At 42.5% G+C, this 20060-nt stretch carries 29 protein-coding genes and 1 pseudogene; 19 read left to right on the top strand and 11 right to left on the bottom strand.

Annotated features, from left to right (window positions below; genetic code table 11):
- Positions 1 to 16: 16 nt before the first annotated feature.
- Together ACWIUE_RS09225 and ACWIUE_RS09220 are read left to right on the top strand one after the other, a co-directional pair.
- Positions 17 to 493: a hypothetical protein gene (locus ACWIUE_RS09225; RefSeq protein WP_454136444.1), complete on the top strand. Its 477-nt coding sequence runs from the start codon at positions 17 to 19 to the stop codon at positions 491 to 493.
- Between the two features lie 230 nt (positions 494 to 723).
- Entirely contained in the window at positions 724 to 924 is a 201-nt protein-coding gene (locus ACWIUE_RS09220; protein WP_454136443.1) for a hypothetical protein, read from the top strand.
- Between the two features lie 114 nt (positions 925 to 1038).
- On the opposite strand, the gene ACWIUE_RS09215 is transcribed toward ACWIUE_RS09220, so the two are convergent.
- From ACWIUE_RS09215 to ACWIUE_RS09165, 11 genes and pseudogenes are all read right to left on the bottom strand, one after another.
- Complete coding sequence (locus ACWIUE_RS09215) at positions 1039 to 2001, bottom strand: beta-ketoacyl-ACP synthase III (RefSeq protein WP_454136442.1); 963 nt, start codon at positions 1999 to 2001, stop codon at positions 1039 to 1041.
- Positions 2002 to 2011: 10 nt separating this feature from the next.
- Positions 2012 to 2989: a phosphate acyltransferase PlsX gene (gene plsX / locus ACWIUE_RS09210; RefSeq protein ID WP_454136441.1), complete on the bottom strand. Its 978-nt coding sequence runs from the start codon at positions 2987 to 2989 to the stop codon at positions 2012 to 2014.
- Positions 2986 to 3138, bottom strand: a complete 153-nt coding sequence (gene rpmF, locus ACWIUE_RS09205) for a 50S ribosomal protein L32 (protein WP_454136439.1) — start codon at positions 3136 to 3138, stop codon at positions 2986 to 2988. The genes plsX and rpmF overlap by 4 nt, the downstream gene beginning before the upstream one ends.
- 3 nt (positions 3139 to 3141) lie before the next feature.
- Positions 3142 to 3498 carry a hypothetical protein gene (locus tag ACWIUE_RS09200; RefSeq protein ID WP_454136438.1) on the bottom strand — a complete coding sequence of 119 codons (357 nt, stop codon included), beginning with the start codon at positions 3496 to 3498 and terminating at the stop codon, positions 3142 to 3144.
- Positions 3499 to 3541: 43 nt separating this feature from the next.
- Positions 3542 to 3997 (bottom strand): nucleoside-diphosphate kinase, encoded by a 456-nt coding sequence (gene ndk / locus ACWIUE_RS09195; RefSeq protein WP_454136437.1) that lies wholly within the window; start codon positions 3995 to 3997, stop codon positions 3542 to 3544.
- A gap of 7 nt (positions 3998 to 4004) precedes the next feature.
- Positions 4005 to 4187, bottom strand: a complete 183-nt coding sequence (locus tag ACWIUE_RS09190) for a hypothetical protein (protein WP_454136436.1) — start codon at positions 4185 to 4187, stop codon at positions 4005 to 4007.
- A 26-nt stretch (positions 4188 to 4213) separates the two neighbouring features.
- Positions 4214 to 5923, bottom strand: a complete 1710-nt coding sequence (gene asnB, locus ACWIUE_RS09185; protein WP_454136506.1) for an asparagine synthase (glutamine-hydrolyzing) — start codon at positions 5921 to 5923, stop codon at positions 4214 to 4216.
- Between the two features lie 2 nt (positions 5924 to 5925).
- Positions 5926 to 6171 (bottom strand): hypothetical protein, encoded by a 246-nt coding sequence (locus ACWIUE_RS09180; protein WP_454136435.1) that lies wholly within the window; start codon positions 6169 to 6171, stop codon positions 5926 to 5928.
- Positions 6172 to 6510: 339 nt separating this feature from the next.
- Positions 6511 to 6831: pseudogene (locus tag ACWIUE_RS09175) on the bottom strand (thiamine-phosphate pyrophosphorylase); the annotation flags it as partial.
- Positions 6815 to 7522, bottom strand: a complete 708-nt coding sequence (locus ACWIUE_RS09170; RefSeq protein ID WP_454136434.1) for a Bax inhibitor-1/YccA family protein — start codon at positions 7520 to 7522, stop codon at positions 6815 to 6817. The pseudogene ACWIUE_RS09175 and the gene ACWIUE_RS09170, both read right to left, overlap by 17 nt.
- A 15-nt stretch (positions 7523 to 7537) precedes the next feature.
- Positions 7538 to 7690, bottom strand: coding sequence for a hypothetical protein (locus ACWIUE_RS09165; RefSeq protein WP_454136433.1), 153 nt, complete (start codon positions 7688 to 7690; stop codon positions 7538 to 7540).
- Positions 7691 to 7865: 175 nt separating this feature from the next.
- On the opposite strand from ACWIUE_RS09165, the gene ACWIUE_RS09160 reads away from it, so the two are divergent.
- The 17 genes from ACWIUE_RS09160 (at position 7866) to ACWIUE_RS09080 (ending at position 20053) form a co-directional block, all read left to right on the top strand.
- Positions 7866 to 8768: a DMT family transporter gene (locus ACWIUE_RS09160; RefSeq protein ID WP_454136432.1), complete on the top strand. Its 903-nt coding sequence runs from the start codon at positions 7866 to 7868 to the stop codon at positions 8766 to 8768.
- The gene (gene ilvA / locus ACWIUE_RS09155) at positions 8765 to 9973 is read left to right on the top strand and encodes a threonine ammonia-lyase (RefSeq protein WP_454136431.1); all 1209 of its coding nucleotides are present in this window, start codon (positions 8765 to 8767) and stop codon (positions 9971 to 9973) included. The genes ACWIUE_RS09160 and ilvA overlap by 4 nt, the downstream gene beginning before the upstream one ends.
- On the top strand, positions 9960 to 10859 hold the full coding sequence (locus ACWIUE_RS09150; protein ID WP_454136430.1) for a hypothetical protein: 900 nt from the start codon (positions 9960 to 9962) through the stop codon (positions 10857 to 10859). The genes ilvA and ACWIUE_RS09150 overlap by 14 nt, the downstream gene beginning before the upstream one ends.
- Positions 10856 to 12079 (top strand): ArnT family glycosyltransferase, encoded by a 1224-nt coding sequence (locus tag ACWIUE_RS09145; protein WP_454136429.1) that lies wholly within the window; start codon positions 10856 to 10858, stop codon positions 12077 to 12079. The genes ACWIUE_RS09150 and ACWIUE_RS09145 overlap by 4 nt, the downstream gene beginning before the upstream one ends.
- A gap of 34 nt (positions 12080 to 12113) precedes the next feature.
- Positions 12114 to 12476 (top strand): hypothetical protein, encoded by a 363-nt coding sequence (locus tag ACWIUE_RS09140; RefSeq protein WP_454136428.1) that lies wholly within the window; start codon positions 12114 to 12116, stop codon positions 12474 to 12476.
- Positions 12451 to 12642, top strand: coding sequence for a hypothetical protein (locus ACWIUE_RS09135; protein ID WP_454136427.1), 192 nt, complete (start codon positions 12451 to 12453; stop codon positions 12640 to 12642). The genes ACWIUE_RS09140 and ACWIUE_RS09135 overlap by 26 nt, the downstream gene beginning before the upstream one ends.
- Positions 12643 to 12766: 124 nt before the next feature.
- The gene (mqnE, locus tag ACWIUE_RS09130; RefSeq protein WP_454136426.1) at positions 12767 to 13810 is read left to right on the top strand and encodes an aminofutalosine synthase MqnE; all 1044 of its coding nucleotides are present in this window, start codon (positions 12767 to 12769) and stop codon (positions 13808 to 13810) included.
- Entirely contained in the window at positions 13797 to 13922 is a 126-nt protein-coding gene (locus tag ACWIUE_RS09125) for a hypothetical protein (protein WP_454136425.1), read from the top strand. Before mqnE ends, ACWIUE_RS09125 begins: the two co-directional genes overlap by 14 nt.
- Positions 13919 to 14407 carry a hypothetical protein gene (locus tag ACWIUE_RS09120; protein WP_454136424.1) on the top strand — a complete coding sequence of 163 codons (489 nt, stop codon included), beginning with the start codon at positions 13919 to 13921 and terminating at the stop codon, positions 14405 to 14407. Before ACWIUE_RS09125 ends, ACWIUE_RS09120 begins: the two co-directional genes overlap by 4 nt.
- Positions 14408 to 14744: 337 nt before the next feature.
- A complete protein-coding gene (locus ACWIUE_RS09115; protein WP_454136505.1) occupies positions 14745 to 15104 on the top strand; it encodes a DUF485 domain-containing protein in 360 nt (119 codons plus the stop codon).
- A gap of 10 nt (positions 15105 to 15114) precedes the next feature.
- Positions 15115 to 16770, top strand: coding sequence for a cation/acetate symporter ActP (actP, locus tag ACWIUE_RS09110; RefSeq protein ID WP_454136423.1), 1656 nt, complete (start codon positions 15115 to 15117; stop codon positions 16768 to 16770).
- A gap of 3 nt (positions 16771 to 16773) precedes the next feature.
- The gene (locus ACWIUE_RS09105) at positions 16774 to 17004 is read left to right on the top strand and encodes a hypothetical protein (RefSeq protein ID WP_454136422.1); all 231 of its coding nucleotides are present in this window, start codon (positions 16774 to 16776) and stop codon (positions 17002 to 17004) included.
- Positions 17005 to 17172: 168 nt separating this feature from the next.
- Positions 17173 to 17520 (top strand): c-type cytochrome, encoded by a 348-nt coding sequence (locus ACWIUE_RS09100; protein ID WP_454136421.1) that lies wholly within the window; start codon positions 17173 to 17175, stop codon positions 17518 to 17520.
- Positions 17517 to 18182, top strand: a complete 666-nt coding sequence (locus ACWIUE_RS09095) for a M48 family metallopeptidase (protein WP_454136420.1) — start codon at positions 17517 to 17519, stop codon at positions 18180 to 18182. Before ACWIUE_RS09100 ends, ACWIUE_RS09095 begins: the two co-directional genes overlap by 4 nt.
- 2 nt (positions 18183 to 18184) lie before the next feature.
- Positions 18185 to 18946, top strand: coding sequence for an SDR family NAD(P)-dependent oxidoreductase (locus tag ACWIUE_RS09090; RefSeq protein WP_454136419.1), 762 nt, complete (start codon positions 18185 to 18187; stop codon positions 18944 to 18946).
- 35 nt (positions 18947 to 18981) lie between these two features.
- Entirely contained in the window at positions 18982 to 19203 is a 222-nt protein-coding gene (locus tag ACWIUE_RS09085; RefSeq protein WP_454136418.1) for a hypothetical protein, read from the top strand.
- 121 nt (positions 19204 to 19324) lie between these two features.
- Positions 19325 to 20053, top strand: a complete 729-nt coding sequence (locus ACWIUE_RS09080; RefSeq protein WP_454136417.1) for an exodeoxyribonuclease III — start codon at positions 19325 to 19327, stop codon at positions 20051 to 20053.
- The last annotated feature ends 7 nt before the right edge of the window (positions 20054 to 20060 follow it).

Genomic DNA, 20060 nt, shown 5'->3' with positions numbered 1-20060 from the left:
TAAAAAAGGATAAACAATGACTAATTTAGATTTAACCAAAAAATTGCAAATATTTTTTGGTGATTTTGAGCGCAAGGATATTGAGAATATTTATAATATTTCTTTGGATTCGTTGCCACAAACAATAAAAAATGAAGTGAAATTTTATCCGCAAAAGGATTTTTTGTTTGTAGAATATATCATAGATAAAACACACAAAGACGAGCGATTTGGCGATTTGACAAAAATGGCTCGTTATGGGATAGTAGAAAATATGGCAACCATAAAGCAAGTCATTTTGACAAATTATCCCGCATTACTTTCGTATTTTTTGTGCGAAGTTGCGACAGAGAAAATCGATGCTGATGATATGGTGTTTTATTATCGAAATAAAAGCAAAGGTATATTTAAATGCTATGCCAAATTTGAAAAAAAAGCATATCTTGTAAATGAGCGCGGCGAAAAGGTTAATTTATACGGCGTTTGTGATTGCGAAAATGAGCTAAATTTTTAGATTTGTATAAAAGATTCGTAATTGCGAGGCAGTTTGAGCGAAGCGAAAACAACGAAGCAATCTATTTAGGGGACTTGTGAATCCAAGGTGAATCTATGGTTTGATTCTAAAAATAATTTATTGATTCAATTTGTGTTATTGATTTTTCATTTTCTTTTAAATTTGTGTGCTTTGGATTGCTTAGGCGAATCTACGATTCACCTCGCAATGACGGAGCAGGGTAGTTTGATTTGTTTCATTGCAATGACGGCGTGTGGCACGATTTTATTTGTTTAGATTGCTTTGCCTTGCTACCGCAAGGACTCGCAATTATGGGATTTTGGATTTTTAGATTCTGCGTTTGGATTGCCACGATTTGCTTTCACAAGTCTCGCAATGACGGATTTGGCAAACTAGATTCTGCGAATCGCCATAAAATCGCAGAATCTTAATATTTTTTTGGCGTAGATTCTGCGATTTTTGTATTTTCTTAATTAGATTCTGCGATTTTCGTGCGATTCGCAGAATCTATCTCACAAAATCTGCGATTTTAAGACAAACGCCCTTCACTCCCCATCAAAATATACCAAGCTCGAACCCCAAGTTAGCCCCCCGCCAAAGGCGTCTAGCAAGAGCAAATCGCCATTTTTCAACCGCCCATCATTATAAATCTCATCTATTGCCATTGGGATACTTGCCGCCGAAGTGTTGCCGTATTTTTGCACGGTCAGCACGATTTTTTGCGCGTCAAATTTCAGCGCATCGCCCACCGCCTTTATAATCCGCAAATTCGCCTGATGCGGGATAAAAAAGTCGATTTCATCGGCACTCATTTTATTTTTCGCCAAAATCTCTAACACATCATTTGTGAGCGTTTTAACGGCGAGTTTAAAAATCTCATTGCCCTTCATTTGAAGCGCAGAATCTCGCGGTGTGCAGAGCAAATTTGCATATTTGCCATCCGCGCTAATGCTAACATCTAAAATCGATTTTTTAGCATCATCGCTCCACCCCACAACCGCCGCTCCCGCGCCATCGCCAAAGAGAATGCAAGTCCCCCTATCGCTAAAATCAAGCACAGAGCTTATTTTCTCCGCCCCCACAATCAAAATATGCCTACACGCGCCACTTTCGATATATGCCTTTGCGATTGAGAGCAAGTAAATAAACCCGCTACACGCCGATGAAATATCAAAGGCAGGTTTGTTTGTAATGCCTAACTTATGCGCGATAAGCACCGCCGTGGAGGGCATACAAAGATAGTCAGGCGATAAAGTCGCGCAAATCACCATATCGATTTTATCGGCGGTGATATTTGCGCGGTGCAGGGCGATTTTCGCTGCTTCATATCCCATATCGCTCGTGCTTTGCGTAGATTCTGCGAAAAATCTGCTTTTTATCCCCGTGCGCTTGGTTATCCACTCATCGCTTGTATCTAGCGTTTTCTCAAACTCGGCGTTTGAAACGCTGCGAGATGGCACAAAAGAAGCGATTGATTTTAGCGAAGCGAAAATATTTGCAGAATCCATAAAATCTCCCTTATTCTTGCGTGAAAATCTTTTCGATTTTCTCCACCACCTGCGATTCTACCGCGCTTATGCCTTGATAAATCGCGCACTCAATCGCCCGCGCGTTGCTCTTGCCGTGACAAATGATTAGATTTTTTTTCACGCCTAAAAGTGGCGCACCGCCGTATTCTGCGTAATGTGTGCGCTTTTTAAGTGCCATAAATGCGTCCTTCATTAGCAAAGCACCGATTTTATTTTTGAGACTTTTGCCAATCTCTTCTTTTAAAATCGCGCTAATCGCCTCCGCCACGCCCTCGCTTGCTTTTAACACCAAATTACCGGCAAATCCATCGCACACGATTACATCGATACTTGCGTTAAAAATGTCATTGCCTTCAACATTGCCTTTGAAAAATGCGAAGTTTTGTAGCGTTTTAAACGCCTCTTTTGTGAGTTCATTGCCTTTTGAATCTTCCTCGCCATTTGCCAAAAGTCCCACGCGCGGGTTTTGATAACCTAACACAGACTTTGCGTATTCATATCCCATCTGCGCGAACTGCACCAAATGCTCCGCCTTGCAATCGACATTTGCCCCAGCGTCTAAAATTATGCTAGTTTTTTTGTCAATTCTAGGCATCGTGGTGCAAATCGCAGGACGCAAAATCCCGCCAACACGCCCAAATCGTAGCGTGGCAAGGCTCATACTCGCCCCGCTATGCCCCGCAGAAATCACCACATCGCCCGCATTTTCGCACACAAGCTCGACTGCCTGATATATGGAGGTATCCTTCTTTTTTAGCGCGTTTGTGGCGGCGTCCTCCATTTTTATCGCATTTTCGCAATGGTGAATCGCAACTCGCGCATTTGGCGTGATATGTTTGCAAATCTCGCGCTCATCGCCCACCACAATCGCACTAAAATCACCGCGTGAATCTAGCGCACAGCGCAATCCTGCGATGATGGGAGCGACGCCATTATCGCCACCCATCGCGTCAAGCACGATTTTCACTTATAATTGCCCGTTTCTTTGCAGATGGTGTGCGGCAACTTCCAATTACCATTTTTGTCTTTCACAGGCATTTGCAATTTGACTTTGTAATGCGTCCTGCGCTTCAAACCTCGTGTCTTGCTAACTCTTCTCTTTGGAACAACTGCCATTTTTTACTCCTTTATGTGATAGTCTAATTTCAGCGATTCAATCTCGCCCAAAAATATTTCATCTAAATTTATGAAATCATCAAAAACCTCAATCACAGCGAGATTCTGCGAATCATCATTTGAATTATACGCGCCATTTTTCACAAAAATCGCCGTCTTTTCGCTGATTTTTTCGCTAAAAATCTCGCCACTTCTATCGCAAATCACGCGCATTTCGCCCAAAATCGCAGAATCTATTTTGATTAGATTGCTTTGCATTCTTTGCAAACTCCCGCTAATTTGCACTTCAAAATCATCGCCTTGCAAGCGCAAATTAAAGGGTTTCGCCTCAAATCCAATCTTTCTAAATTCTATTTTCATTTGACTTTTTCAAGCAAAAATACGCAGAATCTAGCGCAGAATCTCAACTAATTTGCGTGTGCGAAAAGAAAAATGCGATTTCATTTTTCGCATTCTCCAAACTATCGCTGCCGTGCACCGCATTTGCGTCAATGCTCTCCGCAAAGTCCGCGCGAATCGTGCCTTTCGCCGCCTTTTTAGGGTCGGTATCGCCCATCAATTCGCGATTTTTTTTCACCGCATTTTCGCCCTCTAACACGAGTGCCACGACAGGTCCGCTCGTCATAAACGCCACCAAATCCCTAAAAAACGGGCGTTCTTTGTGAATCGCATAAAAATCCTGCGCGTTTTTCTCGCTTAGCGTTAGTTTTCGCATCGCAGCGATTTTTAGTCCATTGCACTCGAATCTATCGATGATTTTGCCAATCGCATTTTTTTTCACGGCATCGGGTTTAATAATCGAAAGTGTCCTCTCCACGAAATCTCCTTTTTCAAAAAAATAAAACCGCGATTTTAGCATAAAAAAATTAAAGTTTGTTAAATGTGTAATAATTCGCAGAATCTGGCGTAGATTCTGCGAATTTCGTATTTTTTTTTATTAGATTCTGCGATTCGCAGAATCTAAATATTTTTTTGGATTGCCACGCTCGCTTTACTCGCTCGCAATGACGAAAAATATCAAAACGGCGCAAATTACATATCCAAGACACAAATTGTCGCCAAAAAACGAATTACACTAAAATCTAATCGCCTCTTTTAATCCCTCCCTCCACAAATACGGATTTATCCCGCACCACAATCGCTCCCCTGCGCTAAATGAATTTTCCTTGCCACTGCAAATTTGCTCCATTAAATGCGCGATTTGCGCGGGATTTTCCACTAACTCACATTGTAAAAACTCGCGTGAATGCACCAAATCCATCCCCCACTCCCTCAAATCTCCCTGCAACCAATCCACAATCGGCGAGTTAAACCCAATCTTTGACTTTCGATAGCACACTTCACTAGGCATAAACTCGCTCATACTATCGCGAATTAGGCGTTTTGTATATCCACCTCCAAACTTAAAATGATACGGCAGGGAAAACACAAACTCCACCAATCGATAGTCCATAAATGGCATACGAATCTCCACGCCATTTATCATCGAATATCTATCGTAGTTGCGAAGCAAAGTCGGCAAAATACTTTCATAAAAAATCCCCAAAAGTTGTGCGCTGAAATAATCTAAATGCTTAAAATTTGCGTGATTTTCCGCAAAAAGTGCTTTTTTCTTAAATCCCGTGCTTTGCTTTATGGCGATTTTGGCGGTGTGTTTTAGTGCGCTAAATAGCGTAAGTTTGTTACTCGTGGTGGCATTATGTGTTTGCAAAATATCTAAAAACATTTTTGGAGAAAACTTCGCATCCCACAGGGCATTTAGCAAATGTCCATATCCGCTAAATAACTCATCTGCGCCGTGCCCATCGAGTGTCACGCTAACACCACTTTGCTTAACCGCCCTATATGTGGCAATCATAGGGATGGGCGAAGTGATATACAAATCCTCAAACATATAAAAATAATGCGCAATTTTATCCCAAAATTTAAGTGCCTTTATCTCTAAAAAATCCGCCTTTATTTTCAAAAAATCCGTAACTTTTTTTGCATAAACTCGCTCATCTAGCGCAGTCCCCTCAAAGCAAGCGACAAAAGCGTGCTGAAAGTCCTTGCATTCGCGCGTAGTGAGATTTTGCCTTGCGATTTGCGCCATCGCACAAATCGTAGCACTTGAATCCAATCCACCGCTTAACGCCGTTCCAATAGGCACATCGCTTCGCATACGAATTTTTACCGCGTCTAAAAACAATTCTCTAAACTGCGCTAGTGCGTCACTATAAGACTTTGGCGGTGCTTTTAGATTATCCAAAATGTGATAATAACGCCTAAATGTAAGATTTCTCCCATCAAAATACGCAAAATGCGAGTGCGGAAAGGACTTTATCCCATCAATTAGGCGATTTTCTCCGCTTTCATAATCAAAAATGTTATTTATATTTGCCATTTTGCTAAAATCTTTATGTGGTTTTAAGTCCCTTAAATACGGATAAATCGCCTTCATCTCACTTGCAAAGACAAATAAATTTCTACCATCTTTATCCTTTGTGAATGCGTAAAATAGCGGTTTTTTGCCAAATCTATCGCGCGCCAAAAATAATCTTTTTTCTTTTTCATCCCACAGCGCAAAGGCAAATGCGCCGTTGAACTTATTTAGGCACGCTTCGCCCCACTCTGCAAAACTCGCCAAAATGACCTCTGTGTCGGAGTTTGTGCGGAAAATATAACCTTTTGCGATTAGAATTTCTCTTAACTCAATGAAGTTGTAAATCTCGCCGTTAAAGACGATTTGATAGCGGAGATTCTGCGAATTTGACGGAGATTGCGGGAAGTTATGTGTGAATTGCATACTCAAAGACGAATTGCTTCCCCCCCCCCCGTATTTGCGATTATGGGAGCAATTTTCCTCCCATCAAATCCCATCGGTTGCCTTGCATTATCACTTAAATCCAAAATCGACAATCGCCTATGCCCAAGCATAATCTCTTTGCTTTCATAAATCCCGCAATCATCCGCACCACGATGGGATAGCGCATTTAGTGCCTTTGTGAAATTTGCCCTATTGCTCGATGGGAGCGTTCCTAAAATGCCACACATAAATTATCCTTTGCAAAAAACTTCAAAATATGTGATTTCAATATCATATAACTCATAGCGAATCGCCTTAAAAATCTCGCAAAGCGTGGGAGATTCAGCGAAATTATTTTCATTTGTCATTGCGAGATTTTCGCTAGAAAATCGTGGCAATCTAGTTTTTTGCTCGTGGATAGTTGCTTTGCTTCGTTCGCAAATCCTGTGGATTGCCGCGTTCGCTTCGCTCACTCGCAATGACGAATCTATTTTAGATTCTGCGTTTTTCGTGCGAGTCGCAGAATCTAGCGTGATTTTCACAGAATCTTCCGTAGATTCTGCTAAATTTCCGCCCTGCGCAAAATCTAATTTAAACACTTCCTCCAAAACCCTTGCTGATTCTTGTGCGCGCTTAAAATTTGCGATTGCGATATCACGCAGTGAATCTCGCATAATCTCGCTTTGTGTGGATTTTTTAAGAATGTCATTTTTTATGTCGCGGTTTTGGAGTAGCGAATCCAAAAGATTCGCATTATCGATTTTTGCCCTATGGCGCAGAGTTTTAAGGCGACTAGCCAAAGGCAAATCATTTAGAATATATCTTGCAATGTCCTCAACCACGCGAATCCCTTCTCTTAAACGATTGAGATTCGCGTCAATTAGCCGTTTTTTAGTCCCTATTTGCATATCCAAGTATGTGTAGTAGGCTCACAAAGAGATTATAAACATCTAAATAAAGGCTGATTGCCGCCATTATCGGGCTATCGTAGCGTCCGCGAATGATATTTTGCGTATCATAGGCGATATAAAGCGTGAAAACGATTGTGGCAAACCCCGAAATCACCACGCTTACTAACCCCGCATTTTGAAATCCAAAGAAATATCCCGCCACAAGGTTTATCAAACTTGATATGATAATGCCGATGAGCGCGATAAATAGGATTTTGCCCCAGCTTGACAAATCGCTCTTTGTTTTTAGCGCGTATAGCGACATAATGCCAAATACGATGGTTGTGCCTAAAAGTGCCTGTGCGACTATGCTAACACCCGCAGGGAGCGACAATACGCTATATAAAAGCGGCACTAGCGCAACGCCTGTGAGTGTTGTAAAGGTGAAAAGCAAAATCACATTTACCACAGGCTTATCTTTCAAAAAATGAAGCGCGATTAGCGAGATAATTTCAAGTGCGAAAATCCCAAACATCGGCAACCCGATAATTTTCTCCGCAAAAGGTAGCGCGATATACGCACCAATCGTGCCAAAAAGTAAGCTCGCCGCAAAAAACTTGTAAGTTTCTTTCACAAATGCCACAAGCGCATTTTCACTCGCTCGCTCAACGCCCACGCCTTGCGTGTAATTTCTATCATATAATGCCATTTTCAACTCCGTAATTTAAGATTTAAAAGTGCGGATTATAGCAAAATAAAATAAAATTGCAAGTTTCGCAGAATCTAGCGCAGAATCCGCCCTAATTTCGCAGAATCTGCCACTAATTTCGTCATTGCGAGGCAGTTTGAGCGAAGCGAAAACAACGAAGCAATCCATTTTTTAAATAAATCATAGATTGCCACACTCGCTTCGCTCGTTCGCAATGACGAATCTATTCTAGATTCTGCGATTCACTAAAACAATATTAGATTCTGCGATTCGCCAAAATTAAGTCAGATTCTGCGATTTTACACTTTTTACGCTACAATTCGCGCTTTTTAAAAGGACAAAAATGACACGAAATAAACTCATAAATTTAGGTATGCTTTATATGTTTTTGGGTGCGCTGTTTTTTTCGTTTATGAACTCCGCGCTAAAAATTCTCTCGCAAAATATCACAATCCACGAAAATCTCTTCTTTCGTGGCATTACGATGAGCGTGTTTGTGGCGTTGCTCTTGTGGATTCGAAGCAAGAAGCGCCACAAGCACCATCACAAAAAAGGCGGGTGGGGTAAGCTGCTCTTTCGTGCGGTGGTGGGGAGCATTTCGCTTTATGCGATGCTTTATAATGTCGCTCATATCGAGCTTGGGACGGCGATTGCCTTTGCGCAAAGTGCGCCCATTTGGACGGCGATTTTTGCGTTTTTTATCTTGCGTGAATCGCTTAAAATATCGCAGATTGTAAGCGTGTGCGTGGGATTTATCGGGGTGATTTTGATTAGCAATCCGCAAACTTCAAATCTCCCGCCTTTTACCATTTTTTGCGGTATCATAAGTGCCACATTTGCCGCACTTGCCTTTATTAGCATTCGTTCGCTAAAAGGATATTTTGATGATTTGGAGATTATGCTTAGTTTTGGCGTGGTGGCGAGTGTGATGGGATTTGTGGCGATTTTAATCGCACAAGATTCATTTAGTGCGCTAACTTTCAAAGACTTCTTTTTTATCGTGGTAGTAGGCATTATGGGGACTTTTGGGCAGTATTATATCACTCGTGCTTACACTTTTGCCCCCGCTGGGATTGTCGCGCCAATCGATTATAGTCGAATCGTTTTTAGCGCGGTGCTTGGCATTTTGCTGGGCGATTCACTGCCAAATATTTTTATTTTTTCAGGGATTTTTCTTATAATTTTATCAGGCATTTTAATCGCATTGCCAATAATATTGCAAGAATTTCACAAAGGACGCAAATGATAGCTTTACAAAACTTCAAAGACGCAAGAGCGCGCGTGCAGGACATAATCGCAAAAACAGAATTTAGTTTCGCGCCAAAGTTAAGCGAAATAGCGCAATGTAGCGTATTTCTAAAAAAAGAAAATTTGCAAAAAACAGGCGCATATAAGATTCGCGGGGCGTTTAATAAAATCTCGCGTTTAAGCGAAGCTGAAAAGCAAAATGGCGTAATTGCCGCAAGTGCGGGGAATCACGCGCAGGGCGTGGCATTTAGCGCGAAACATTTTGCGATTCGCTGTGTGATTGTAATGCCCGAAGCCACGCCACTTTTAAAGGTGAAAAACACGCAGGATATGGGCGCGGAGGTGATTTTAGCGGGGGAGAATTACGATGATGCTTACAATCACGCGCTGAAACTCGCCAAAGAGCAGAATCTCGCTTTTATCCACCCCTTTGCAGATGATGATATTATCGCTGGGCAGGGCACTATCGCGCTAGAAATTGCCGAAGAGCAAGATTTGGACTTTGTCATCGTGCCTGTGGGCGGTGGTGGGCTGATTTCTGGCATTTCAAGTGTGTATAAAAATATTTCGCCAAAGACAAAAATTATAGGCGTTGTCGCGCAAAGGGCAAAAGCGATGTTTGATTCATTTCACAAAAATGCGATTTGCAACGCAAAGTCCGTGCATACGATTGCCGATGGGATTGCCGTGCGCGATGTGAATGCAAAGAATTTCGCGCTAATCAAAGAGTGCGTAGATGACATCGTGATGGTAGATGATGAAGAAATCGCAAATGCCGTGCTATTTTTGCTAGAAAAGCAAAAGTTAGTCGTTGAGGGCGCGGGAGCTGCGGGAGTGGCGGCGATTTTGCACCATAAAATTGCGCCAAAGCAAAATGAAAAAGTCGGCATAATTTTAAGCGGGGGCAATGTCGATGTGACGATGCTAAGTCTCATCATCGAAAAAGGCTTGATTAAGGCACATCGCAAAATGCAGTTTAAAACCGTGCTGATTGACAAACCGGGCAGTTTGGAGAAACTCACAGCGATTTTATGCAAGGCGGAGGCAAATATCATCAAAATCGACTATAACCGCATCTCAACGACTATCGATTATGGCGATGCGATTATCACAATGACGCTAGAAACAAAGGGCAGAGAGCATCAAAATGAAGTGCGGGAGAGTTTGAAAAAGGCGGGGTATAAAATTGATGAGTTTTATTGATGGCAATTTCTTTTGTGGCAATTTGTTCTGGGGTATGCGATTTCGCACTTGTGAAAAATTTTGGGATTTCGCAGACTCCAAGTCTAGTCTCAATCCCAAAAATTTTCACAAATACAAAAGCCACACCGCCATTACTTCGATGGTTGCTTCACTGCGCTCGCAAATCCTACGGATTGTGATTGCGCTATCGCAAATCAAATTGCAAAATTTTTGTCATATTGAGCGAAGCGAAAAATCTCAAATTCTCCCCCTCCCTTGCGAATTTTATACCCCACCCCAAACCCCTCCCACAAGGGGATGGGCTTTTTCTTTTCTCCCCCTCCCTTGCGGAGGGGGATTAAGGGGGTGGGTAGATTCTACAAAATCCACAAATTGTCATACTGAGCGAAGCGAAGTATCTCAAAAAAATATTAGAGATTTTTCGCTCATTACATTCGCTCAAAATGACAATGTAGAGAGCGATTCTGCGAATCTATCGCCAAACCCCACTTCAAAATCTCTTATTTTTTCGCAAAAGGGCTGCACCCCCCTCCCCGCTCCCCCTACTCGCCAAAAGCTACCGCTTTTCGCTTTTAGGGGGAGAGCCTCGCTTAATCCGCTTCTAGCAAAAAATCGGCGGTTGCACTACTGCAACCTTGCTCCCGATTTTTTGCACCACGAAGCGGGCGAGATTAAGGGTGCTTCGCACGAATCTTTTTTAGATTCTGCGAACGCAGAATCTAAAACTACCCACCCCCTAGCCCCCTCCGCAAGGGAGGGGGGATTTTTAGATTGCCACGATTTGACTTTGGCAAATCTCGCAATGGCAAAATTTGGCACACTAGATTCTGCGATTCACGCAAATTTCTCACAATTCGCCAAAATCCCGCGAACGGATAAAAAATGAAAAAATTCTGCGATAAATACGACTTTTACTTCGCGCTCATCGCATTTGCAAACATTATCGCCTTGCTCTATCTCATAGACGGCGCAAGTGTAAGCTACAATGAAGCAAATCTATTTTTGGCAAACGCCACGCCCAGCGCGAAAATCGCCCATTTTTTCGTAGCGAAATTTGGCGCAAACGACTTCGCCCTAAAACTGCCAAATTTGCTCTTCCACGCGCTAAATCTCGCCTTAATCTATCTTATCTCAAATCGTATTTTAAAGCAAAAGAGCGATTCAATCCTATGCGTGGGGATTTACGCGCTATTACCTTGCACGATTATGCAAGGTGTGATTTTCAACGAAACCACGCCAATGCTCTGCCTTACGCTACTAATTTGCTATGTCGAGCTATTTTCACGCACAAAATTTCTCATCTACCCGCTTGTTTTGCTTCTCGCACTCATCAGCAAAAGTGCTGTGGTGCTTTGCGTGGCGATATTTTTATACGCACTTTTGGGGCAAAATAAGCAAATGCGATTTTTGGAGAAGTTAAAGGCAAATTTCGCGCAAAACGCCGCCCTTCTAATCTTTGCAGCCCTTTGCTTCGCGCTAAATTTATACATTTATGGAACGGATATTTCAGGTAGTCCAAGCGGTAATTTTGTGGATATTTTTGGCGCATTTGCCCTGCTCTACTCGCCTCCGCTCTTTGTGTATTTTATCTACACGATTTATCGAAGTTTTACCAAAGGCAGCGCGAATCTTTTGCTATTTGTGGGTGGCGTGAGCTTAGTGGCGAGTATCGTGCTATCTATCCGCCAAGATGTGAATAAAGAGATTTATATGTTTATGAGTTTGTGCGGAGTGCCGATTATGGTGCGCCAAATGATGAGCGATATCCGTCTGCGTCTGCCGAGATTTCAAGACGCATATAAACGGCGATTTGTCATCATTATCGCGGTGCTCGTGCTTGAATCTACGCTAATGCTTTTTGCAAAGCCCATTTGCGCGTTTTCAAACGATGATGGTTTATTTTTACATCAATTTTATTTCGCCAAAGAACTCGCAGATGAGCTAAAAGAGCGCAAAATCTCACGCGTGAAAATCGAAGGGCGAATGCAAAGGCGAGTGGAATTTTATGGGATTAAGAATGGTGGGCAGAGACTAAGAAAGGTGAATCGCGGAGGGAATATTTTTGTGAAATATAAGGAAAAAATTATCGCAAGGTATGTGCTGTGAAAGCAATTCGTCTTTGGGTAATCATTGCAGAGATTTGCAATTTTTCGGGGTGTCGCAGACCCCAAGTCTAGTCTCCACCCCAAAAAATTGCAAAAACTCTACAAGCACAACCGCAAATACTAGAATTGTTTTAAATGCAGAATCTAAAATAGATTCGTCATTGCGAGTGAGCGAAGCGAGCGTGGCAATCCAAAAATCGTGCGAAGCACCCGAATCTCGCCCGCTTCGTGGTGCAAAAAATCGGATTGAAGGTTGCAGTAGTGCAACCGCCGATTTTTTGCTAGAAGCGGAAAAGCGAGGCTCTCCCCCTAAAAGCGAAAAGCGGCAGCTTTTGGCGCGTAGGGGGGAGCGGGGAGGGGGGTGCAGCCCTTTTGCGAGAAAAAACAAGCGAATCTAATCCAAAAAACGGCGAAAATATCGCAGATTCTGCGAAACAAACAAAAAACGCAGAATCTAGCAAAATTTCGCAGAATCTAAAAATAAATGTGGATTGCCACGATTTGACTTCGTCAAATCTCGCAATGACGGAGAGCAATGCAGATTCTGCGATTCGCAGAATCTAACACAAAATCGCAGAATCTAAAAAAGAGATTTTTCGCTCGTTTCACTCACTCAAAATGACAATGTGAAATTAAATTTAAAATGCTACAATTTCGCCTTTAATTCTATGCAATTTAGGACAAAAAAATGATTGATTTAAGCGATTTAGACGCGAAAAATTTGGTGCGACTTTATGATTTGGATTTGTTTGAATTGGGCGAAATGGCGGATTCGATTAGGCAGCAAAAACACAAAAACAAGGTGTATTTTAATCTAAATCGCCACATAAATCCTAGCAATATTTGCGCTGATATTTGCAAATTTTGCGCATTTAGCGCACATCGCAAGAATCCAAATCCTTATGAAATGACAAAAGATGAGATTTTGGCGTCTGTCAATGGCGCGTATAGTCGTGGAGCGCGGGAGTTTCATATAGTCAGCGCACATAATCCAAACTATGATTATGCGTGGTATTTTGAGATTTTTAGGACGCTAAAAGCGCGATTTAGCGACATTCACATTAAGGCTTTAACAGCGGCAGAGGTGGATTTTTTGCACCGCAAATTTGGCAAGGATTATGAAGAGATTTTGCGCGATATGGTAGATTCGGGCGTGGATTCTATGCCCGGGGGCGGGGCTGAGATTTTTAATGCTGAAATCCGCGCAAAAATTTGCAAAGGCAAGGTGAGCGCGGAAAATTGGCTAAAAATCCACGCACTTTGGCACAAAATGGGGCGCAAAAGCAATGCGACAATGCTTTTTGGACATATCGAATCAAAAATTCATCGAATCGAGCATATTTTGGCGATTAGAAATTTACAAGATGAGAGTTTGGGATTCAATGCTTTTATCCCTTTGCTTTACCAAAAGCAAAATAATTTTCTCAACATCACAAATTTTCCTAGCGGAATCGAGGTGCTAAAAACTATCGCCATTAGCCGAATTTTGCTCCCAAATGTCCCAAATATAAAGGCGTATTGGGCGACTTTGGGGCTAAATGTCGCGCTAGTGGCGCAAGAATTTGGCGCAAACGACATTGATGGCACGATAGAGCAGGAAAATATCCAAAGCGCAGCGGGAGCGAAAAGCAAAAATGGCGTTAGCAAAGAGTTGCTGATTGCGCAAATAAAAGACGCGGGATTCGCCCCCATTTTGCGGGATAGCCTATACAACGAAATTGAAGCGTTTTAGATTCTGCGATTTGGCAAAAGATTCTGCGAATCGCACAAAAATCACAGAATCTAGTAAAAAAAATCAAAAAACGCAGAATCTGCCATCACTTCGTCATTGCGAGGCAGTGTGAGCGTAGCGAACACAACGAAGCAATCTATAAAAAAATCAAATCCGTGCGAAGCACCCAAATCTCGCCCGCTTCGTGGTGCAAAAAATCGGGAGCAAACGAGCAGTAGTGCGAGTGCCGATTTTTTGCTAGAAGCGGAAAAGCGAGGCTCTCCCCCTAAAAGCGAAAAAGCGGCTGCTTTTTGGGAGCACAATTTAAATGAAGTCGGGGGGAGCGGGAGCGGGGTGCAGCCCTTTTGCGAGAAAAAACTAGCGAATCAAATGCTGAAAATTGCGAAATTATCGCAGATTCTACAAATGAAACAAAAATCGCAGAATCTAATTATGGATTGCCACGAAGTCGCCCAAAGTGCGACTTCTCGCAATGACGGAAAAACAGAAAATTCGCAGAATCTAATGCGAAAATTACCCACCCCCTTTAATCCCCCTCCGCAAGGGAGGGGGAATCAAATGCAAAAAATCATCCGCAAGGGAGGGGGAAATTTTTGAGATTCTTCGCTCAAACTGCCTCGCAATGACGGAAAATCAAACGAAATTCACAGAATCTTGCAATGATAAATCAAAAATCCCGCGCCGTAATTTAAATCAAATTTCACGCAAAAAGTCAAAAAACTTATATTTTTTTGAAATTAAAAATTTTTTCAAAAAGTATATTTTCACGCTAGATTCTGCGATTTTTGATTTTTTAAAACTCTTTTTTGTTACATTTTTGCAAAATTCTTGCAGAATCTACTTCGATTTTACATTTACAAACAAAAACTTTGTGATAACCTTAAAGCGTTGCATAATTTTTTGTGACAAAATTTTACAAAAAAAGGGAGATTTTATGAGAAAAGTTACGGCAGAAGGCGCAAAGGCGCGGTTTTACAAATTTATCGCATTTCGAGATAGATTCTGCGTGTGGTTGTCGCTTGTGATTATTGTGTTTTATTACGCGTTTGTGGCGAGTGTGGGATTTTTGCCTGAAATGCTTGGGTATCGCTTAGGTCCTAGCTCAATTACGCTTGGCATTTTGTGGGGCATTGCGATAATCGTCACTTCAATCGCAAGCACGGGCATTTACACGCTTTTTGCAAACAAATATTTTGACAAAGAGCAAAGCGAGATAATCGAAGATTTAAGCGAAAGTGGCGCATTAGATTCGATGATAAAAGGCGCAGAATCTAGCGTAGATTCTACGAAATAAGGGGGATTTTATGAAAAAAGTATTTTTAATTAGCGCGATTTTGGGCGTTGTAAGTGGCGCATTTGCCGCTGGGATTGACACGGCGGGATTGGAGCAGGGCGAGCGAAACTACTTTGCCATCGGGATGTTTTTGGTTTTTGTCCTTGCTACGCTTGGCATTACATATTTTTCGAGCAAAGTCTCGCAATCTGCCGCTGGATTTTACACCGCTGGGGGCAATATCACGGGTTTGCAAAATGGCATTGCCATTGCTGGGGACTTTATGAGTGCGGCTAGCTTTTTAGGCATTGTGGGGCTAGTTGTGGCAAATGGATTTGATGGGCTGATTTACTCCATCGGCTTTTTGGTGGGGTGGCCCATCGTGCTATTTCTAATTGCTGAAAAATTCCGCAATTTAGGCAAATACACATTTGCGGATATTATCGCGTATCGCTTGGATTCAAAAAAAGTGCGGACGATTTCGGCGATTTCGGGCTTGGCGGTTGTAATGTTTTATCTAATCGCGCAAATGGTAGGCGCAGGTGGGCTAATTCAGGTGCTTTTTGGGCTGCCATATTCGTATGCGATAATCATTGTGGGCATTTTGATGATTTGCTATGTGACTTTTGGCGGTATGCACGCAACTACTTGGGTGCAAATCATAAAGGCACTTTTGTTGCTCGGTGGCGCGACTTTGATGGCGATTTTGATTTTGCAAAAGAGCGGATTTGACTTGCATAAATATTTTGAAATGGCAATTAGCAATCACGCAAAGGGCGATGCGATTATGAAGCCCGGCACATTCTTGCCTGACCCTGTGAGTGCGATTTCGCTAGGACTTGCGCTGATGTTTGGCACGGCGGGATTGCCACATATTTTAATGCGATTTTTCACGGTGAAAAACGCCAAAGAAGCGCGAAAATCGGTATTTTACGCCACAGGATTTATCGGGTATTTTTACATTTTGACTTTCATCATCGGCTTTGGAGCGATTGCATTTTTGATAAATGACCCATCATTTATCAGCGATGAAGGCAAGAGCCTAATCCCGCCAAATATGGAGGCAGTTTTGCTCTCAAAAGTGCTAGGTGGCGATATATTTTTAGGATTTATCTCGGCGGTGGCGTTTGCTACGATATTAGCGGTGGTTGCGGGGCTTACAATCTCGGGTGCTGGGGCGATTAGCCACGATTTATTTGTGAATGTATGCAAGGATGGCAAGTGCGATTCAGCAACCGAAATGCGCGTGACAAAAGCCGCGACAATTGGCATTGGCATTATCGCAATCATTTTAGGACTCGCATTTCAGGGGCAAAACATCGCATTTATGGTGGGACTAGCCTTTGCAATCGCTGCAAGTGTGAATTTCCCAATAATCTTGCTTTGCATTTATTGGCGTAACTTAACCACAAATGGTGTCCTTTATGGTGGCATAATCGGGCTTGTGTGTGTGCTAACGCTAGTGCTTTTAAGCCCGAGCGTGTGGGTAAAAGTGCTAGGATTTGAAAGCGCGATTTTCCCCTATGACCATCCTGCGATTTTCTCAATGCCGCTTACATTTATCGCGATTTGGGTGATTTCAAAGAGCGATTCAAGCATTCGCGCGAAAAAGGATAAAGATGGATTTGCGGCGCAAGATTTTCGTGCGCAAAGTGGGATAGGGGCGAGTGAAGCAGTGGCACATTGAAGTTTGAGTTTCAAGTGGGCAATTTGTCTTTGGGTATGCGATTCACACGAAGTTTGCCGTCCTTGCGTCGTCGATGAACCATTAGTTCTATCGCCTAGCAAGGCGACAAACTTCGTGCAAAGCCACACCGCAAATACTTCGATTGAGATTCTGCGAATCGCAGAATCTAATAAACAAAACGGCGAAAATATCGCAGATTCTGCGTTTTTACGCGATTCGCAGAATCTATTTTAAAATTGTCATTTTGAGCGGGTGAAACGAGCGAAAAATCTCTGTCATTGCAAGTCCTTGCGATAGCAAGGCGAAGCAATCCACACGCCCTAGATTCTGCGTTTTCCGCAAAATTTCGCAGAATCTGGCACTAATTTTGCTATCATTTCCGCAAAAATTTTAAGGATTTTTATGCGAATTTTTATGATTTTACTTGCATTTTGTGCGCTCTTTGCGCAAGATGGGCGCAGGGAGTTTATCACGCAGATTGAATATGGCAAGGCGTTGTATAAAAATCCGCGCGGGATTGGGTGCATAAAGTGTCACGGGGGAAACGCGGAGGGCGCGGTGATTAGCATTATTTATCAAAATGGCAAGGCAAAGAAAATCACCGCGCCAAGCATTCGTGATATAAATTTTTTGCGATTTGAGAGCGCGCTCAAAAATCCAAAAGGGCTAATGCCTAGCTACAATCTCACAAACTCTGAGCTTGTAGCACTTTATGCGTTTCTAAATCCAAATTTCAAACCACCAAAATGACTTACGAACTCACAAAGAAAAATATCAAATCGCTAACCCTTCGCGTGGATAAAAATGGCGTCATAAAGGTTTCTGCGCCCCGCCGTGTGGATAAAGAATACATCGATAACTTTGTGGCAAAGCATAGCGAGTGGATTGCCAAAAAACGGAAGAAAATCCCTAAATACGCGGACGGAGAGGCGATTTACTATTTTGATGAAAAATATATTTTAGATGTGCGAATCGGCGATAAAAACAGCGTGCGTGAATCGCAGAATCTTTTTGGCGAAAAAACGCTAGAAATCACGCTAAAAGCATTAGATTCGCCACAGATTCAAGCGAATCGCACGGCGCAAATCAAAAAAATGATTTTCAAATGGTATCGCCAAAAATCGCAGAATCTAATCAGCCAAATCATCGCAAAGCACAAAAGCACGATAAATAGGGATGTTTCACATATTAGTTTGCGTGAGATGACTAGCAAATGGGGCAGTTGCAACTACAAAAGCGCGCGAATCTCCCTAAATATCGCACTTTTTGCGCACCCACAGATTTGCTTTGAGTATGTTTTGTGCCACGAACTCGCGCATTTGCTCCACCCAAATCACGGGAGCGGATTTTACGCGGTGCTTGGCGAGTTAATGCCAAATTGGCGTGAAATAAAATCAATATTGAAAGGATAAAAATGGTGGCATTAGTTACAGGCGCAAGTGTGGGCTTTGGGAGAGAAATCGTGCGAAGATTTGCAAATGCAAATCATAAAGTCATCGCCCTTGCACGGCGCGAATCAAAACTAAAAGAATTGCAAGATGAATGCGGGGGCGAAAATGTGGCGATTGTGCCTTGTGATATTTGCGACACGGAGGCGGTTAAGGCGGGTTTGCAAAGTTTAGGCGAGAGCGACAAATCACTGCAAAAAATCGATATTTTGGTAAATAATGCAGGACTTGCGCTTGGGTTATCAAGCGCGGATAAGGCAGAGATTGGCGATTGGGAGCGAATGATTGAAGTAAATATTTTGGCACTCACGCGCCTAACGCATTTGCTTTTGCCCCAAATGGTGGCGCAAAAAAGCGGACATATCATAAATATCGGCTCGATTGCAGGGAGCTATCCCTATCCCGGTGGCAATGTCTATGGCGCGACAAAGGCGTTTGTAAAGCAATTTAGCCTAAATCTCCGCGCGGATTTGTTTGACAAAGGGATTCGCATTAGCAATATTGAGCCCGGACTTTGCGGTGGGAGCGAGTTTTCGCTGGTGCGATTTAAGGGTGATAAAGCAAAAGCAAATGCCGTGTATGATGGCACAGAGCCACTTTTGCCAGAAGATATTGCTGAAATCGTGCTATGGGTTGCGAATCAACCAAAGCGCGTGAATATCAATCGAATCGAAGTTATGCCGACTATGCAAGCGCCAAGTGCGTTAAGCGTCGCTAAAAAAAGTTAGCTGTGGGGCAATTTGTTCTGGGGTAATCATTTGCGTTGTTTTTATGCAAAACTGCGCTCAATGGACGCCAAAGTCCTATCTCGCTTGTTTCACGCAAAAATAATCCAAAGCACTACCGCCATTACTTCGATGGTTGCTTCACTTCGTTCGCAAATTCTGCGAATTGTGATTCGTTACACGAATCAAATTGTAAAATAATCTGTCATTGCGAGGCGAATCGTAGATTCGCCGAAGCAATCCAAAGGGCGCGAATCTAAACGCTAGATTCTGCGAAATGTGTAAAATTCGCAGAATCTACAAAATTTTCATATTTTTTAAGAAAAATTTAAGGGGGGGGGGAATTATAATGCCCTTTTATTTTAATAAAAGGGAGGCTAAATGAAGCTAATTTCTTGGAATATCGAAGGATTGAGGGCAAAGGTTGAGAGTAAAAAATTGCAAGATTTAGTGGCGACACAAAAGCCAGATTTGCTATGTTTGCAAGAGGTAAAGACTGCTGATTTTCCGCACGAGCTTAACGCGCTTGGCTTTAAAAATATCTTGCATAACACACAAAAGCAAAATAGCGGTGTGATGACGCTATGCAACCTTGAAGTTGTGGCGGATAAAAAATGCGAGTTTGCCGATGACGCGCAAGCTAGGGCGATTGAGAGCCATTTTGATGATTTTGTGCTGTTTAATATCTATTTTCCGCTTGGCGACAATGGGCAGTTGGATTATAAAATCAAATTTTACAATGATTTTCTCGCGTATCTCGCAAATTTTAGCGATAAAAAAGTCATAATTTGCGGGGATTTTAATATCGCGCATAAGGATATGGACTTGAATACGCAGTGGAGCGGTGTCGGCACTTTGGCGGAGGAACGGGCATTGATGGATAAACTCATAAAGTTGGGCTTTGTGGATACGCTTCGTGCGATGAATGCGAGCGAGCGCAAAGTCACTTGGATTAGCCATCAAAATCGCAATGCGAAAAATTATGCGGGATTAAGATTGGATTATATTTTCATTAGCGAAAATCTCCGCCCTGCGTTAAAAAACGCCTTTATTGTGGATAGTAGCTTTGGCTCAGACCACAATCCTATCGGCGTGGAGATTGAGTTGTAAGGCTATA

It is taken from the genome of Helicobacter sp. 23-1045 (genome assembly GCF_053654655.1).
This window is presented reverse-complemented; position numbering and strand designations above follow the sequence as displayed.